This is a genomic window from Paenibacillus sp. ICGEB2008 (genome assembly GCF_000307675.1).
In the GTDB taxonomy this organism is placed as follows: Bacteria; Bacillota; Bacilli; order Paenibacillales; family Paenibacillaceae; genus Paenibacillus; species Paenibacillus polymyxa.
Genome location: NZ_AMQU01000011.1, coordinates 176521 through 191532, shown reverse-complemented (window position 1 = coordinate 191532; position 15012 = coordinate 176521). Strand labels below are relative to the sequence as shown.

The window sequence follows — 15012 nt, the reverse complement described above, 5'->3', positions numbered from 1 at the left end:
ACCGATGCCGATGCACGGCAGAAGTATTTTGGAGATTGCTGCACAATTGGGTTCAGAGCAGGCTGTTCAGTGGCTTAAGAGCGGATCAGGCAGCATTCCAGCGTCATATACAAGCGAGCGTGTCACCTGCCAAGCGAATGATATTTTGCAAACACTAGAGGTTCAGATTCGTTCTGAGGAAGAAGAGAGCTACAGAGAAGCACTCATATATCTATGTGATATATTACGGAAAGGCTTTACTAAGGAATATGGGATGAAGTTTAAAAGCAAAGTGAAAAACTATCTACCCGTACCCAAGTTGGCCAAATCTGCATTACATCGTTTCTTTGCCAATGCACTTGAATACCCTTCGCTGCTTCCGTTGCTGGCGGAATATGCCGAGACTGTGATGGAAGAATTCAAGTGGTACAACGATGTAGAGCCGGGGGAGAAGTCGGCGATGCCAGGAACCTATGCGGTGATGGGATTAGGACTTAAAGGAACGGAGTATTTTTCGCTGGTGAATCGTTATATGAAGCTGGTAGACAGTGAGCATCAGTCGGTACAGGACGGTTACGCTACTGTATTTGCTGAGGCGCATGGACTGACACCGGATACGATCCCCGTTTGGGCGAGGATTCTTTTGGCAGGTAATGAGTCCGCCAAACCACTAAAATCGGCTGGCATTGAAAGTGTAGAGCAGGCACAGGCGTTAGTAGATGTGCTTCTACAACTGGAAGACTACGAACAAGAGATGCTCGTTTATCGTATATGGGGTGGCGCGAAGAAACTAAAAAACAGCCTGAAGCAGGCTGTCCCTGAGGTAAAAGAGTTACTGGAGCCGCTTATTCCATAAAAGCATCGTATTCTTGATCATATCGCAGTCCCTGCGCAATGCGTTGAACATCCGGCTCGCTTCCACTGAGGCGCAGTACTTCAATAACATCTGTACAGTCGCTATCTCCAGCCGAGATTGCACGTGGTGGTCTGACAGAAGGCCTGGACCAGCTGTCAAAAGTTTGTATACTCATGTTTGGAATGCTCACCCTTAGACGCTTGTTTATGCTGTAGTTTTTGTAATATTTTTAAGATGGCCTGGCGATTTTTCGCATCCTTAATGTACTTTGGAATGGAATGGGAAGCCGTACGCATCATACCGGATGAGGGTTTTTCTCGCAACTCGGCAGAGATATAGGAGAGCAGGTAATTCAGGTGTATCCGGTTAAGAGCCCAGACTGGTTTCCCCCGATAGTAATCAAGGAAGTACAGCTGGAGCTGGAAAATAGGATCTTTTCCATTTTGGATCACGTCCGTATGCCATTCACGTGACTGCATACGATGCACCGGAACCTGATTGCGTGTCTCACAGTGCGGACAGTGTATATTCGTATGTTTATGAGTAACCGTTCGGTCATCATGAATTTCAATATTAAAATACCGCTCACAGTGGCTGCATACGCCGCGTGCATAATATTTATACGATTCTGGCTGCTGAAATGTGTAGTAACAATGAGAGCAGCGAACAACGTAATAACAGTCTTCCTTTGATTTGGAAATAGAAGCTTGACCCTGACAGCGAGGACAGTGGACAGCTACCTGTTCTCCCCTCCAGATCACGGCGGCAAAGTCATATTTATATCCATATTCATCTTTGAAGCGTTTTTGCTCCATGTTCGTTCCTCCTTTTCGAAAAGAGCGTAAAAACGTACTTTTTATATATCATATGTTATAATATTCCTTAACAACAGAATGGCTTAGATGGGCGGTCGGCTAGTCTCCTGTGAAGGAGGTGAGGGTCCTGATTCTTTCCTTCCATAAAAAGAAATAGACCGCCCGTGGTAGGAACCGGTCTATTTCATGTACCGTAAACTTGCAGCCACCGCCTTAAAAGCGGCTGTTGCCAAAGAGTGGGGATGTTGACGCATCTTCACTCTTTTTTAGAATATACATCTTATTCCCATTTTAACACTTGAAAAGGGCCTTTTCAAAGTGCCGAAGCGTGGAAATAGGATTACGTAGTGCAAAGGAGAATGGGTATATGAGCATTTTTACAGGTTTGCAGCGTCCGCAATTCCAGGCCTACTATGATAAGGAATTTCTTATAGAGCATCGTTTTGAAAACGGTCGAGGGTTTCCGCCTTCCTATATAGATTACGTCAAGACTCTTGGCTACGGGCGGTTATGTGGCGTATGGAACATCCATATTCCTCTCGGGGATCATCCGGATTCATGGCTTCATCGTTACCATGACTGGCGAGCTTGGTTTGATGATGTACTGGAATCGGAGGAGGTCTTACAAGAAGCGGCGTTGGAGCCAGATGGTTTCCCGCAATTATTGGAACATGCCGTTCCCTTCGCTTCCAGTGAAGGAAATGACCTGCTGGTCTGGGATATTCAATCGCCTGATAAACGGGGGGAATTCCCGATTTATGCTTTGAATCTGCGCACATGGGGCAACTTTCGGTATGCAGCCCCTGATTTGTATAGCTTCGTCGAAGCGCTGCTGGATGGGGAGCGTGTAAAGTCGATTTTGGGAACACATCGTACACCATTCCCTTATACATTTGAACCCTTTTAAATCATTAAAGAGCCACCCTGGTTTTCGAACTTTAAGGTGGCTCTTTAAGTTGCTATTCTTCTTGTTCTTTATGCTTGGGCTAAATATTGCTGTACCAGTTCATATCCAGCCACGCCCATTACAGGATATTGATTATATTCTTTTAGTTCCAGGTTGCGTACATATTCATCTCCGTAATACAGATGGCCCGCGCAATTAAAATATTTTAGCTGCTGTTGTTCCTCAGATAGAGGGCGATGATCGATAATGGGCCATACCCCCTTTGTCAGATTTTGGGTGGCGGTGAATATAACCTCGAACCTGCCCCGGTAATCTGTGAATGAGAGATATGTAGCTTCACCCTCGTACGCTTGATTCTGACCTATGGATAGAACACCAAAGGAGAACGCTTTTTTGAATCGACCATACAACGCGCAGATCACCTGACATACCGCAAATCGGCCGTCATGCAAAGGGATAACAAAAATATCGCCTTCCTGATGTTTGATTCTTTTGAATACCATCGTCAAGCCAACTCTTCCTGAAGAATCTCAGTTTTTAGACCTTTAGCGCTGGTAATTGTAATGCTAATCGCATCAAAACCGTTTCGCTTGGCCTCTTCAAAATCACAACGTTCGCCGCTGATCAGCTCCAGCTGCCCGTTCTCATCCACATCATCTGCAAATTCGTCATCCCAATCAACATTATAAAAAGCAGTCACGGTCACCTCAAAGGTATCTTCACCATCATCGTCCAGATAAGGCAGCAGGGGGGTGCGATTGTTCTGCTGTTCCTCCGTATATACTTCACACAGCAGTGCATCGTAGCCATGGCGGGTTCCATCAAAAATGACGATCTGCTCACCTGTGACCGCATCTTCTGCAATAATGAGCTGGGGTGCAAACTCCGTTACAGCAATCAGCTCATCCATGAATTCTCCATAATAAAAAATGTGGAATTTCGTATTTCCGGCCTGTGAACGGAGCTTACCTGTCCATTCCTGCTCGACCCATGCCTCCGGGTTTTCGGGCACAACCCAACCATCCAAATAAGCGGGTCCTAATTTAACATGATGTGTTTCTGTCATCCGTAGCGCCTTCCTTTCTTTTCATTCATTATGACATGGACAGGGTCACGATTTTGTTGTCCTCGTCAACATCTACCTTCACGTTCACTCCCAGCTTGTCCTTAAACAGCTTACTGATATTGATATAGTTATCCTTTACCGCACGGCTTGAATTACCAGTGGTGCGAGTCATCCCAGCGGTGATGATGGAGCGAACATAGGTTTTGTCGAGCTTGGCTTCAGGATTGTAAGTATAAATAACCTGCTCTTGTTGATTGTAATAATGGGTTAACTCCGTATAGTCGTTGGCGTTCTCATACTGTTTTTCCTCACGCACATAATCGGGATGGTCCATGGTGTAGTGGATTCCCCCGTCCAGAAAAGGATTTTCTTTGGAGGGCTTGAGTTCATACTGTCCATAGGCTAGTTGAAACAGATACTCTATGCCTGAGCCCTCTGCCTGATAGTAGAGCTGACGATGGTCCCCATTTTTATCTATTGCGGTATAGCTGCTGATTAAAGGCCAGGCATCGTACTTTTTACCCTTTACCTCAACGGCAACCTTATAATGTACGAGCACCTTTTCATTTTGGAATAACCCAAAGCTGCTCATAATGAAATACGCAGGCACACATATAATTCCGATAATCAATATGAATATAAATATTCTTACACGCATGAGTAGAGTAATTCTCCTTTGGTTGTCGATTATGTGGACAGCTCTCGTTGGGCAGAAGCGCCGAATTCCTCATGTTGCAATAATTGCTTCAGCGCATGTTGTGCAAAAGGGTTGGCTTTATGTGCGCGAAGCAGTGCAAAAGCGGCCCCCTTGACTAAGATATATGTATCACTGCAGATTATGTCCAAAGCTAAACGTAGCTCTGCTTCTGAACAAGGCATCCATGCCAAAGTTTGTAAAGCTGCGTTTTGCACATCATCATCTTCATCAGGCTTGCACAGCAGCTCGCGAATTCCTCGCATGATCATCGGCTGCTGGCTCTGATCTGCATATAGTCCGATGACCTTCAGCGCTTCTATACGAAGCAGATCCTCCTCGGATGATTGCTGCGCAAGCTGCAAAAGTAATGCGGTGGTGTCCTCCACAGGCTGGGGGATCGCTGTTAATTCGCGTAGTGATACCAATCGATCTTCATACGATAGTGTAGGGAAAATAGATAAAAATGTCTTTCCCTCATCATCGGTTTGTATGGACATATACCCTCCTTATTTCTTAGCCAGATTACTTTTGGCATTGTGTATTACCTACTCTTATGTCTGTAGTTCGATAAAGCCTCTTCCGTTCCGCCCCCCTCCAGCAGCACCATAATCGCATAGGAGATTGTATCAATCCAATCGTCAAGGGTACTAATCTGCTCTGCGGTCAGCAGGTGATTCCGTTGCAGCATACTATCAGGATACAACGCCCATGCCCGTGTATATTGGCAAATTCCCCACAGAGCGGCTATAAGCTCCCGTTCTACGGACGGTTTCTCCAACTCATCTGCCAGAACTTCAATGATAGTCATGAGCTCATGAAAATTATCCTCGATCAGTTCGCCTTGAAAGGGACGAAGCATCCCTAAAAATCCGCTTCGCATTTTGGGATGCTCCAGATCATCATGAATAAAAGAATGACAGTGCAACAGCTCACGGGCTTCTTGTTTATTCATGAAGTTCCGTAATCTCTGCACGGATACCTCTGCACAGAAAGCTGCCTGACAGCCCTGACAAGGCATCGATGTCAACGACCATGTCAGCTTCTTCATAGCGGAAATCGAGCTGCAAGATGATATTTTCTGTTTCTACAGGGGTTAATACATGCTCTTTGGTCTCCAGAAATGTAAAGGTCACTGCATAGCGTGGAATGTCCTGGACTGGAGCTTCAGGGATCACTGGTGCCTCAGCCGAAGGTTCCAGATCCGGTGATTTAGGAACCAGCACGCTAGCGGGGGATAGCTCAATTGTCAGTGTAATCTGGTCTTTCGTCATATTGGCAGCCGTGATTCGGTCATAGTGGAAAGGTGGGAAATAGCCGAGCTTTTCGACAATGCTGTCTGCACCTTGAATAGAAACGGTTGGAGAGAAAGCCAGTTCCAGTCCGATAGACCCTGTCAGTTGGTCTTCATATTCTGGATTGATACGGATAAGGGCCTGTTCCGACTCTACCTTCAACATCGTACCTATAAAATACTGTTTGCCATGGATCAGGACAACATCATGCGGAACGAACGGCAGTGCTCCTCCGGCTTGATAATGAATGAGATATTCGTTTTCTTTTTTTTCAATATTGTGAACTTGAATTTGCATAAATTGCAGCCTCCTAGGGTTAATGGGATGACGGATAGTTTAAGTGTGACGTAAAGGGTACGGAGTCCACGATTGAAAAACATACTTCATATCCGGGGTATCCTTTTCGAGCATAAATGGGAGAATATCCATAATAGCTCTTGCTTTACTGCCAGCATAAAAGTTGCGCGAGCTATGTAACAGTTTGTTTGCCTTTATTAACTGGCTGAGCTGCAGCATAACGTCTTCCACGCTTGTTCGGTCAATACGTTCATAAACGTCCTGACGAATCGAAACAAGCATCCCGCAATTGTTGGAAGATTGACCCATATGGTCATTGGACAAAAGAATGTACACTTCCGGCGTCGTCCCTTTGTTATAGGACGATTTGATACTAGGAGCCTCTATAACCAGCATCAAAGGAGTCATTTCATCATCGGTTACAATGCGGAGCAGCTCCTGCTTGTCCCAGCGGATCTTGCCGTGTTTGGCTTTCTTCGATTGATAGACAGACACACGGGTGTTACGGATTCCTGATATATTCAAGAGCGCTTCAAAACAATCGAACAAGTTAGTAAAGCACTCTTCGGCAAACAAAGTGTGCTTCTCCGACAAGGAACCTGTCATTATGAAATTATAATGTAGGTTGTTAACCACAAGCATCCACCCTTTATTCATGAATTACCAATTATCCTACCATAATATATGACATGGTGATTGAATTCACCTTTTGCGGGATTCGTTAAAATCGTTTGGAAACCAGTTCAACTTCGCGTATACTAGGAAAGTCATATATGGAACGGCCTGAGCCGCCTTGCGGCCGTATGTTGAGTTACATGAACAGATTCAACGATAACGGATATGCTCCCTTCCTGAAAAGGGGAGAATGAGAACCGATACAAAAATGGGAATTCTGAACTATGGAACGATAGATGTCATATGGCACATGAACCTATTTTACGTGACACATATTGAATACAGATAAGGGAAGTGAATACAACTTGAAGAATTTTACAGCATTAGGCGTGGAGCAACATTGGGTAGAAGCCTTGAAAGAGCAAGGCATCTCAGCGCCAACACCTGTACAACAGGAGTCCATTCCACTGTTGATGGAAGGTCAGGATGTGATTGCCGAGGCACATACAGGCACGGGGAAGACGCTTGCGTTTTTACTGCCGATTCTACAAAAGCTGAATTTGGACAAGCGGCATCCGCAGGCGCTCGTGATTGCACCTACGCGTGAATTGGCGCTCCAGATTACAGAGGAAGCAAAATGCTTGGCTGCTGCGGAACCGAGTTTATCTCTGCTAGCTGTTTACGGAGGACAGGACGTGGAGCGTCAGCTTCGTAAACTAAAAGGTGGCGCACAACTGATTATTGGTACACCTGGGCGACTTTTAGATCACCTGAGACGTGGCACGCTTGATTTAGGCGGCATTAAAATGCTGGTCCTGGATGAGGCTGACCAAATGTTACACATGGGCTTCTTGAACGATGTGGAAACGATTCTTCAGGAGGTTCCTTACCGAAGACAAACCATGCTGTTTTCCGCTACGATGCCAGCTGGTATTCGCAAGCTGGCTCGTGTCTATATGAACGAACCCGTTGATGTCAAAGTGAAATCGGCTTCTTCCGTTCCCGTGAGCCAAATCCGTCAGGTCGTTGTGCAAACAACAGACCGTGGTAAGCAACAGGCATTGGTAGATATGCTGAATACGGATCGTCCGTATCTGGCTGTTATTTTCTGCCGTACCAAGCGCCGGGCTTCCAAACTGAATGAAGAACTCCAGGAGATGGGGTTCGAGAGCGGTGAGCTGCACGGGGACTTGTCCCAGAACAAGCGGGAGCAAGTGATGAAGGCGTTCCGTGAAGCGAAACTTCAATTGCTCGTAGCGACAGATGTAGCCGCACGCGGCCTCGATGTAGAAGGCGTCACGCATGTCTTCAACTATGACATGCCGCAGGATGCCGAAAGCTACATCCACCGCATCGGACGTACCGGTCGTGCCGGAGGCAAAGGCGTTGCGGTGACGCTCGCCACGCCAAGGGATGTTCCTGAGCTTCGGAACATCCAAAGAGTTGCTGGTGTCACATTCACCAGCAGTGAGGGCGGCGGGCAGCGTAGACCTGCTCCCGATACGGCTGAGCGGCAGGGTAGAAATGACCGCTCAGGCAGAAACGACCGCCGTTCCTTTGGCGGCAACGATGCTGGCGGCGGACGCCGCAGCGGCCGCGAACAGGCGGGTCGTCGTGACGGTGCAAGCGGCGAGCGTCGCTCCAACCGCAGTAGCAGTGAACGTGGCGGATATGACCGCAGTAGCGGCCGTTCTGTACGCGAAGGTCAAGGCCGCTCGGCAGGCCAAAGCAGCGGACGTGGCGGATATGACCGTAGCAGCGGCGGTTCCGCACGCGGAGGCCAAGGCCGCTCCGCAGAGCAAAGCAGCGGACGTGGCGGATATGACCGTAGCAGCGGCGGTTCTGCACGCGGAGGTCAAGGTCGTTCGGCAGGCCAAAGCAGCGGACGTAGCGGATATGACCGTAGCAGCGGCGGTTCCGCACGCGGAGGCCAAGGTGGACGCGGTGGACAAGCCAAAGGCGGTCCGCGTGGTGGTCAAGGTCAAGGAGGCCGACGCGGTCGGTCCAGGTAGATAAAATGGGGGTATTCTCATAGAATGCTCCACTATGGTTATCATAATAGCCCCGGGGAGGCTCATCTTCCGGGGCTATTGTAATCTTCAACTATGCCGCTGCAAGAACAGCATCATAAGATAAAGAGCAACCAAAGATGCCCTGAGATAACCGAATAGCGGTCAGGACATTTTTTAAAAGATAATTTGGAGGGGTTATACATCATGCAGGAACAGGATATGGGCAAGCGTGCCATGGTCTCAGCATGGATCAGCCTGATCAGCAACATCCTCTTAACCGGCATCAAAATCATCGCAGGACTCATGTTCAACAGTAAGGTGCTGGTGGCCGATGGTGTGCATAACGCCGGGGACGTCATTGCTTCTGCAACGGCACTGGGAGCGATGAGAATATCCAGCCAGCCGCCGGATGAGGATCATCCTTATGGTCATGGCAAGGCAGAAGTAATTGGTGCTAGTGTAGTGGCGGTCATACTGTTCGGGGCAGGCATATTTATCGGCTATCATTCCATTGCCGCACTGTTCGAACCGATGCCACAGGAGCATATACTGGCATTGGTGGCCGCCATTATTTCCTTGCTCTGGAAACAGTGGCTGTATATCTACACGATTCGTATTGGCAGAGCGGCCAATAGTCAGGGTCTCATTGCGACGGCAAAAGATCACCTCGCTGATGTGTATGCCTCGGGAGCGGCTGTCTTGGGGATCGGATTAGGACTGATCGGGGAACATTGGAATATTCCGATTTTATCTTACGGCGACCCCATTGCGGGGTTCGTAGTGGCGTTGCTGGTTCTGAAATTGGCGTGGGAAATGGGTCGCGAATCCATAGATGTGCTCATGGAGAAGGCCATTGCAACCGAGGAAATCGAAAGCTACGCAGCAGCGGCACTGAGTGTAGTCGAGGTTCAGCGTATTGATCGTATCCGTGCCCGTGAGCATGGTCATTATATTATCGTTGATATCCGAGCTTCAGTGGATGCCTCTTTGACGATTCAGCAGGGACACGATATTATCCGGCTGATCAAGAGGGCCGTCATGAAGCAGGAGCCGCGGGTTTATGAGGTGCTTGTCCATTTGAATCCGTGGTATGCAGACGACCTCCATGCTGTAAAATCAACACAAAAAGACCCTGAAGAAAAGGTATAACCGATACGAATAACGCCCCTAGAACATACGACGCGAATTGACAGATAACTTGCCGGAAGGGTATGCTTTTAAAAGCCGAACGATGATGAATAAAAGCGAGGTTACCCGAAAATATGCGAAAATTTTTAAAATGGCTAGGTATTTCTGTGACTGCTGCAGTCCTTTTAGTGGGCGGATATTATGCTTATTCTATATATCATTTTACGAATCAAATTTCAGTTGCTTCCGGCCAGGACTCGAAATTTAAACCGCAAACCCAAACATCAACCAATGTACAACCTGTAGAGGTATCACTCCCACCGGAATGGGATGGAACAGAGAGAGTGAATATTCTGCTGCTTGGCGGAGATTCCCGTGGAGAAGATTCAGGGCGCTCTGACTCGGTTATGGTTGCTTCTGTTGATCCGGTTACGAAAAAGGCCACTCTGATGTCGATTCTTCGTGATACGTACGTCAAGATCCCGGGTCATGGGCAAAGTCGATTGAATGCTGCCTTTTCCTACGGTGGGCCGGATTTGACCAGACAGACTGTGAGCGATCTTCTGGGCATACCGATTCAATATTATGTATATACTGATTTTAATGGTTTCATTGCACTGGTTGACTCTGTAGGTGGTATTGACCTGGATGTCGAAAAAGATATGCATTACACTTCCAAGGCAGACAAACACCAGTTTGATATTGACTTGAAAAAGGGAATGCAGCACATGGACGGTAAAACAGCCTTGCAATATGTACGTTTCCGTCATGATGCGACTTCGGATTTTACACGTACGGAGCGACAGCGCAAATTCATTACCGAACTGGGCAGTAAAATACAATCGACCTCGTCGCTCATTAAACTGCCAAGTATTTTAAATAGCATTTCTCCTTATATTGAAACGAATCTGAGTACAACGGAAATGCTGCAGTTGGCTTCATTGGGTTTTAATATCGATGCTAAAACAGTAGCGAAGCAGCAAATCCCGCCAAATGAACTGGTGCGCGGGGAAACCATCAAGGGTGCACAGGTGTTGGGTGTGGATGAGCGGAAGCTCAAGCGGTTCATACAGAATCTTTTTGATCAAGAAAACAAACCTGTGACTACGACGGTGGAGGCTGCCACCACGACAAATGATACTCCATAACCATTCAAAGCAAGCGAAGTTCGTACAATAACGTACAACTTTGTTTGCTTTTGTGTTTATTGGGGTATAACCTTGTATATTTTGTTCCAAAAATATATCGTAATTATGAAGAACGTATACTCATCTGTCTAAAGAGAAGGGGAATGTCATGTGGAAATAACTCCGGCATGGAAAGACCGGTTTAAGAAGTTTTTTCTGAACAACAAGTTTGTGTTATTCCTGTTGGTACTGCTGCTGATCGGCTTGAATATCTTAGTGCTTACCAAAATTTCATACATATTTACCCCTGTCATCGTGCTGCTGAAAACGATTATTCTCCCTGTCATTTTGTCCGGTGTATTGTACTATCTGCTCAATCCGTTGGTAGATGTACTGGAGCGGAATAAGGTAAAGCGAGTATACTCCATTGTTGTTCTGTTTTTGCTCATTATAGGGATTATCGCTATTGTGGTTACGTCGGTGGTACCTGTGATCCGTGATCAGATACAGGGCCTTATCCAAAATGTCCCTGCTTATACCGAGCAAGTCAAACAACAGTTTGAGCGACTGATTGGCAGTAACTTTGTGAACCAGTTCCAGAACACCATTCAAATAGATCCATCTGAACTGGCCTCCAAAGCTTCTGAAAAGTTATCTGGCTTTATCAATAATGCATGGACGGGTGTGGGAAGCTTTTTGGGTGTGATTACGGAAACTGTGCTTGCGATCGCTACGGTTCCGTTCATTCTGTTCTATTTGCTGAAAGATGGACACAAGCTGCCGCAGTGGATTCTAAAAATGCTTCCACCTATGTTTCGTAAAGAGACAGATCGTATCATGACCGAAATGAATCATCAGGTCAGCTCGTACATTCGTGGACAAATTATTGTTAGCTTCTGTATTGGAGTGCTGCTATATATAGGTTATCTGATTATTGGATTGGACTACTCTTTGACGCTTGCGGTCATTGCGTCTTTTACGAGCGTGGTTCCCTACTTAGGTCCTGTAATTGCCATTACACCCGCGTTAATCGTAGCTATAGTTACCTCACCGATCATGCTGCTCAAAATGGTTATCGTATGGACAGTTGTCCAGCTTATTGAGGGTAAATTTATTTCACCACAAATTATGGGTAAATCTCTTCGAGTACATCCGATTACGATTATCTTTGTTATTTTGACAGCAGGCAATTTGTTTGGTGTGGTAGGAATTGTACTGGCTGTTCCAGGTTATGCTGTCTTGAAGGTCATCGTGACCCATCTGTTTAGTTTCTTTCAAAAGCGTTCACATCTTTATGAAGCAGATAAAGTAAAGTAAAAAGCAGTCTCTATGAAAAGTAAACATGACTAATGGGCGTGGTAAATCTACTATTTTGCTCCTCTTGGTTAACTGTGGCTTTACGTGCTATACTTAATGCCTATTCTTATTCCAAAATAGAAAGGTCAGACTTTTTATGATAAAACTCAGCATTCTTGACCAATCTCCGGTATCGGAAGGCATGACACATGCACAAGCATTACAAAAGACTGCTGAGCTTGCTATAGAGGCGGAACGCTTAGGTTATCATCGCTTTTGGGTATCCGAGCATCATGCTGCCTCTAATCTTGCAGGGTCCAGCCCCGAGGTATTGATTTCACACCTGGCTGCTCGTACCCAGACGATTCGGGTAGGGTCGGGCGGTGTGATGCTGCCCCATTACAGCGCTTATAAAGTAGCGGAAAACTTCCGGGTACTGGAGGGATTGTATCCGGGGCGCATTGATCTGGGTCTGGGGCGAGCGCCCGGAGGAATGCCGATTGCTACCAGAGCTTTGCAGGAGGGGAAAATGCGGGGCGGCATTGATCTGTACCCCGAGCAGCTGGATGATCTGCTAGCCTACTTGCACGATAGCACAGGCAGCCAGCATCGCTTCGGTTCGCTACAGGCGATGCCGCTCGTAGAGACTGTGCCGGAAATGTGGCTGCTTGGCTCCAGCGGTGATAGCGCGGGTCTGGCCGCCGAGCGTGGCGTAGGCTTTGCGTTCGCGCAGTTTATTAATGGTGAAGGCGGCACAGGTGCTATGAAGGGATATCAGGAAAACTTCCAGCCTTCCCAGCATAGTGACCAACCGCGTTCGCTTGTCTCCGTATTTGCGATCTGTGCGGATACTGAAGAGGAGGCCAATCGTTTGGCATCCAGCATGGACTTGTCCCTGGTGCTTTTGGAACAGGGAACGCGTTCCGCAGGAACACCTTCCGTCGAAAAGGCGCTTGCGTATCCGTATACGCCATATGACCGGATGCGCATTCGTGAGAATCGCAAGCGTATGGTGGTTGGTTCACCCGCACAGGTCAAGCGTCAGCTTGAGCAATTATCCAAGGACTATAATGCACAGGAGATCATGGTTGCGAGCATTATTCACGACTTCGATGCCAAAATGAAATCTATACGTCTCATGGCTGAAGCATTTGGACTGTCCTCTGTACAGGCTTAATGCGAATGGCCAGAATCAGAAGATCACAGCTTGAGGGCTGTGATCTTTTTTTGTGAGTTAACACTTGATAATGATTATCAATATCTTTATTATATAAAGATAGAATGAAGTTTTGATGAATGTCGTGCGTTAAGCCCGTGATTATATATATTGGATTAGGGAAAGGGATGATTCCAAATGTTTCGTCTGAAAACGGCAAATCTGGATATTGCTTATGAAGATCGATTGATAGTAGAAGATCTGAACGTAGAAATACCGCAAGGGAAAATTACAGCGTTGGTGGGTGCAAATGGCTCCGGTAAGTCGACCATTTTGAAAACGATGGCTCGCATCATGAATCCTAAAGGCGGTAGCGTTCTGTTGGATGGTAAATCCATTCATAAGCAATCCACCCGGGAGGTAGCCAAGCAGTTGGCTATTTTGCCGCAGAATCCGACGGCACCGGAAGGATTGACCGTGACGGAACTGGTATCATACGGACGTTTTCCCTATCAAAAAGGTTTTGGTTCCATGAAAGCGGACGATCGCAAAATGGTAGAGTGGGCCATCCAAGTAACAGGAATGAGCGAATTTCACGATCGTCCGATTGATCAGCTTTCTGGGGGGCAGCGTCAGCGTGCCTGGATTGCTATGGCGCTTGCACAAGATACGGATATATTGTTTTTGGATGAGCCGACTACATTTTTGGATATGGCGCATCAACTGGAAGTGCTGCATCTGCTAGAGTATCTGAATACTTCGGCAGAACGCACCATTGTTATGGTCGTGCACGACTTGAACCACGCAGCCCGCTATGCTCAGCATATGATTGCGATCAAAAAAGGGAAAGCGAAGGCGGTAGGAGCCCCGACGGAGGTTATGACCCCAGATGTGCTGCGTGAGGTGTTCGGGATTGAGGCGGATATTGTTACTGATCCTCGTACGGGGGTACCACTCTGTCTTCCGTATGCTTTGGCTGGTCAGCCTGCGGTAAGCCAAGCAGTAAAGGGAATGAATGTAGAAGAGAAACAAACGGTGGGTTCTGTTGCCGAGCGGCGTGATGCTAGACCACAAGTAGCAGCAAGAGGTTAGAGGGTGCGACAAGTGGCAGCATCACGGTAAGGGTTTGTGAATATTGGCATGTCCGTCACGTTTTGGGTAAAATAGGTTGAGAACCTAAACCAAGCGACATGAAGGAGGATGCTATATGTCTGTCTATTCATATAATGCCGTAACACCAGCCAATCAGGAGGTTTCTCTGGAAACTTACACAGGTAAAGTGCTGGTTATTGCGAATACCGCTAGTAAGTGCGGACTTACCCCGCAATATGGGGATTTGCAAAAGCTTTATGACGAATATAAGGATCGGGGACTCGTTGTTTTAGGCTTCCCTTGCAACCAGTTTGGCGGTCAGGAGCCGGGCAGCAGCGAGGAAGCGGCTGAATTTTGCCAATTGAATTACGGGGTTAATTTCCCGGTATTCGCTAAAGTGGATGTGAACGGACCAGATACAGCCCCTCTGTTTGAATATTTGAAGAAGCAACAGCCTGGAGAACAGGAAGATGGTACAATTCAGTGGAATTTTACAAAATTCATTGTGAATCGGGAAGGTGTGCCTGTGGGACGCTTTGAGCCCAAGGAGTCACCGGAAGCGATGAAAACGGCCATTGAGCAGTTATTATAATAGCTTCGTGTAATTCCAAAGTATATGTGTAAACAAGGTCTGATTTCCGCTTGTCTTAGGGGAAACGGACCTTTTTTTATTCCCT

18 protein-coding genes are annotated in these 15012 nt (G+C 47.0%); 9 read left to right on the top strand and 9 right to left on the bottom strand.

Features of this window, described 5'->3' with window-relative positions; translation table 11 throughout:
- Window positions 1–835, top strand: an 835-nt coding sequence (locus C400_RS0112385) for a DUF6138 family protein (RefSeq protein ID WP_232795361.1), incomplete at its 5' end; no start/stop codon positions are given.
- Here C400_RS0112385 and C400_RS0112380 read toward each other — a convergent pair.
- Together C400_RS0112380 and C400_RS0112375 are read right to left on the bottom strand one after the other, a co-directional pair.
- Window positions 825–1010 carry a hypothetical protein gene (locus C400_RS0112380; RefSeq protein ID WP_016822826.1) on the bottom strand — a complete coding sequence of 62 codons (186 nt, stop codon included), beginning with the start codon at window positions 1008–1010 and terminating at the stop codon, window positions 825–827. The genes C400_RS0112385 and C400_RS0112380 overlap by 11 nt on opposite strands.
- A complete protein-coding gene (locus C400_RS0112375; protein WP_016822827.1) occupies window positions 991–1650 on the bottom strand; it encodes a hypothetical protein in 660 nt (219 codons plus the stop codon). The genes C400_RS0112380 and C400_RS0112375 overlap by 20 nt, the downstream gene beginning before the upstream one ends.
- A gap of 367 nt (window positions 1651–2017) precedes the next feature.
- Between C400_RS0112375 and C400_RS0112370 the strand changes: the two genes are divergently transcribed.
- Window positions 2018–2557: an SMI1/KNR4 family protein gene (locus C400_RS0112370; protein WP_017427168.1), complete on the top strand. Its 540-nt coding sequence runs from the start codon at window positions 2018–2020 to the stop codon at window positions 2555–2557.
- Between the two features lie 68 nt (window positions 2558–2625).
- Here C400_RS0112370 and C400_RS0112365 read toward each other — a convergent pair whose 3' ends face one another.
- Genes C400_RS0112365 through C400_RS0112335 form a run of 7 tightly spaced genes read right to left on the bottom strand, consistent with a single transcriptional unit; the run spans window position 2626 to window position 6515 of the window.
- On the bottom strand, window positions 2626–3060 hold the full coding sequence (locus tag C400_RS0112365; RefSeq protein WP_026065437.1) for an immunity 26/phosphotriesterase HocA family protein: 435 nt from the start codon (window positions 3058–3060) through the stop codon (window positions 2626–2628).
- A gap of 2 nt (window positions 3061–3062) precedes the next feature.
- Window positions 3063–3623, bottom strand: coding sequence for a hypothetical protein (locus tag C400_RS0112360; RefSeq protein WP_017427166.1), 561 nt, complete (start codon window positions 3621–3623; stop codon window positions 3063–3065).
- A 28-nt stretch (window positions 3624–3651) separates the two neighbouring features.
- Window positions 3652–4281 carry a hypothetical protein gene (locus C400_RS0112355; protein WP_017427165.1) on the bottom strand — a complete coding sequence of 210 codons (630 nt, stop codon included), beginning with the start codon at window positions 4279–4281 and terminating at the stop codon, window positions 3652–3654.
- A 29-nt stretch (window positions 4282–4310) separates the two neighbouring features.
- Window positions 4311–4817, bottom strand: a complete 507-nt coding sequence (locus C400_RS0112350) for a HEAT repeat domain-containing protein (RefSeq protein ID WP_017427164.1) — start codon at window positions 4815–4817, stop codon at window positions 4311–4313.
- A 44-nt stretch (window positions 4818–4861) separates the two neighbouring features.
- Window positions 4862–5272: a hypothetical protein gene (locus C400_RS0112345; protein WP_017427163.1), complete on the bottom strand. Its 411-nt coding sequence runs from the start codon at window positions 5270–5272 to the stop codon at window positions 4862–4864.
- On the bottom strand, window positions 5265–5909 hold the full coding sequence (locus C400_RS0112340) for an immunity 50 family protein (RefSeq protein WP_017427162.1): 645 nt from the start codon (window positions 5907–5909) through the stop codon (window positions 5265–5267). The genes C400_RS0112345 and C400_RS0112340 overlap by 8 nt, the downstream gene beginning before the upstream one ends.
- 39 nt (window positions 5910–5948) lie before the next feature.
- Window positions 5949–6515 carry a hypothetical protein gene (locus C400_RS0112335; RefSeq protein ID WP_232795360.1) on the bottom strand — a complete coding sequence of 189 codons (567 nt, stop codon included), beginning with the start codon at window positions 6513–6515 and terminating at the stop codon, window positions 5949–5951.
- Between the two features lie 374 nt (window positions 6516–6889).
- Between C400_RS0112335 and C400_RS0112330 the strand changes: the two genes are divergently transcribed.
- The 7 genes from C400_RS0112330 (at window position 6890) to C400_RS0112300 (ending at window position 14927) form a co-directional block, all read left to right on the top strand.
- Window positions 6890–8536: a DEAD/DEAH box helicase gene (locus tag C400_RS0112330; protein ID WP_017427160.1), complete on the top strand. Its 1647-nt coding sequence runs from the start codon at window positions 6890–6892 to the stop codon at window positions 8534–8536.
- Window positions 8537–8740: 204 nt separating this feature from the next.
- A complete protein-coding gene (locus C400_RS0112325; RefSeq protein WP_016822837.1) occupies window positions 8741–9685 on the top strand; it encodes a cation diffusion facilitator family transporter in 945 nt (314 codons plus the stop codon).
- 113 nt (window positions 9686–9798) lie between these two features.
- Complete coding sequence (locus tag C400_RS0112320; RefSeq protein ID WP_016822838.1) at window positions 9799–10812, top strand: LCP family protein; 1014 nt, start codon at window positions 9799–9801, stop codon at window positions 10810–10812.
- A gap of 150 nt (window positions 10813–10962) precedes the next feature.
- Window positions 10963–12108, top strand: a complete 1146-nt coding sequence (locus C400_RS0112315) for an AI-2E family transporter (protein ID WP_016822839.1) — start codon at window positions 10963–10965, stop codon at window positions 12106–12108.
- A 136-nt stretch (window positions 12109–12244) separates the two neighbouring features.
- Window positions 12245–13264 (top strand): LLM class flavin-dependent oxidoreductase, encoded by a 1020-nt coding sequence (locus C400_RS0112310; protein ID WP_016822840.1) that lies wholly within the window; start codon window positions 12245–12247, stop codon window positions 13262–13264.
- A gap of 177 nt (window positions 13265–13441) precedes the next feature.
- A complete protein-coding gene (locus C400_RS0112305) occupies window positions 13442–14335 on the top strand; it encodes an ABC transporter ATP-binding protein (protein ID WP_016822843.1) in 894 nt (297 codons plus the stop codon).
- A 115-nt stretch (window positions 14336–14450) separates the two neighbouring features.
- Entirely contained in the window at window positions 14451–14927 is a 477-nt protein-coding gene (locus C400_RS0112300) for a glutathione peroxidase (protein ID WP_016822844.1), read from the top strand.
- Window positions 14928–15012: the final 85 nt, after the last annotated feature.

Bases quoted from the DNA above. Each gene is read 5' to 3' on its own strand.
- C400_RS0112305 (WP_016822843.1), top strand. From the start codon at position 13,442: ATGTTTCGTCTGAAAACGGCAAATCTGGATATTGCTTATGAAGATCGA.
- C400_RS0112360 (WP_017427166.1), bottom strand. From the start codon at position 3,623: ATGACAGAAACACATCATGTTAAATTAGGACCCGCTTATTTGGATGGT.
- C400_RS0112335 (WP_232795360.1), bottom strand. From the start codon at position 6,515: ATGACAGGTTCCTTGTCGGAGAAGCACACTTTGTTTGCCGAAGAGTGC.
- C400_RS0112325 (WP_016822837.1), top strand. From the start codon at position 8,741: ATGCAGGAACAGGATATGGGCAAGCGTGCCATGGTCTCAGCATGGATC.
- C400_RS0112320 (WP_016822838.1), top strand. From the start codon at position 9,799: ATGCGAAAATTTTTAAAATGGCTAGGTATTTCTGTGACTGCTGCAGTC.
- C400_RS0112345 (WP_017427163.1), bottom strand. From the start codon at position 5,272: ATGAATAAACAAGAAGCCCGTGAGCTGTTGCACTGTCATTCTTTTATT.
- C400_RS0112310 (WP_016822840.1), top strand. From the start codon at position 12,245: ATGATAAAACTCAGCATTCTTGACCAATCTCCGGTATCGGAAGGCATG.
- C400_RS0112365 (WP_026065437.1), bottom strand. From the start codon at position 3,060: ATGGTATTCAAAAGAATCAAACATCAGGAAGGCGATATTTTTGTTATC.
- C400_RS0112380 (WP_016822826.1), bottom strand. From the start codon at position 1,010: ATGAGTATACAAACTTTTGACAGCTGGTCCAGGCCTTCTGTCAGACCA.
- C400_RS0112300 (WP_016822844.1), top strand. From the start codon at position 14,451: ATGTCTGTCTATTCATATAATGCCGTAACACCAGCCAATCAGGAGGTT.
- C400_RS0112370 (WP_017427168.1), top strand. From the start codon at position 2,018: ATGAGCATTTTTACAGGTTTGCAGCGTCCGCAATTCCAGGCCTACTAT.
- C400_RS0112340 (WP_017427162.1), bottom strand. From the start codon at position 5,909: ATGCAAATTCAAGTTCACAATATTGAAAAAAAAGAAAACGAATATCTC.
- C400_RS0112350 (WP_017427164.1), bottom strand. From the start codon at position 4,817: ATGTCCATACAAACCGATGATGAGGGAAAGACATTTTTATCTATTTTC.
- C400_RS0112375 (WP_016822827.1), bottom strand. From the start codon at position 1,650: ATGGAGCAAAAACGCTTCAAAGATGAATATGGATATAAATATGACTTT.
- C400_RS0112355 (WP_017427165.1), bottom strand. From the start codon at position 4,281: ATGCGTGTAAGAATATTTATATTCATATTGATTATCGGAATTATATGT.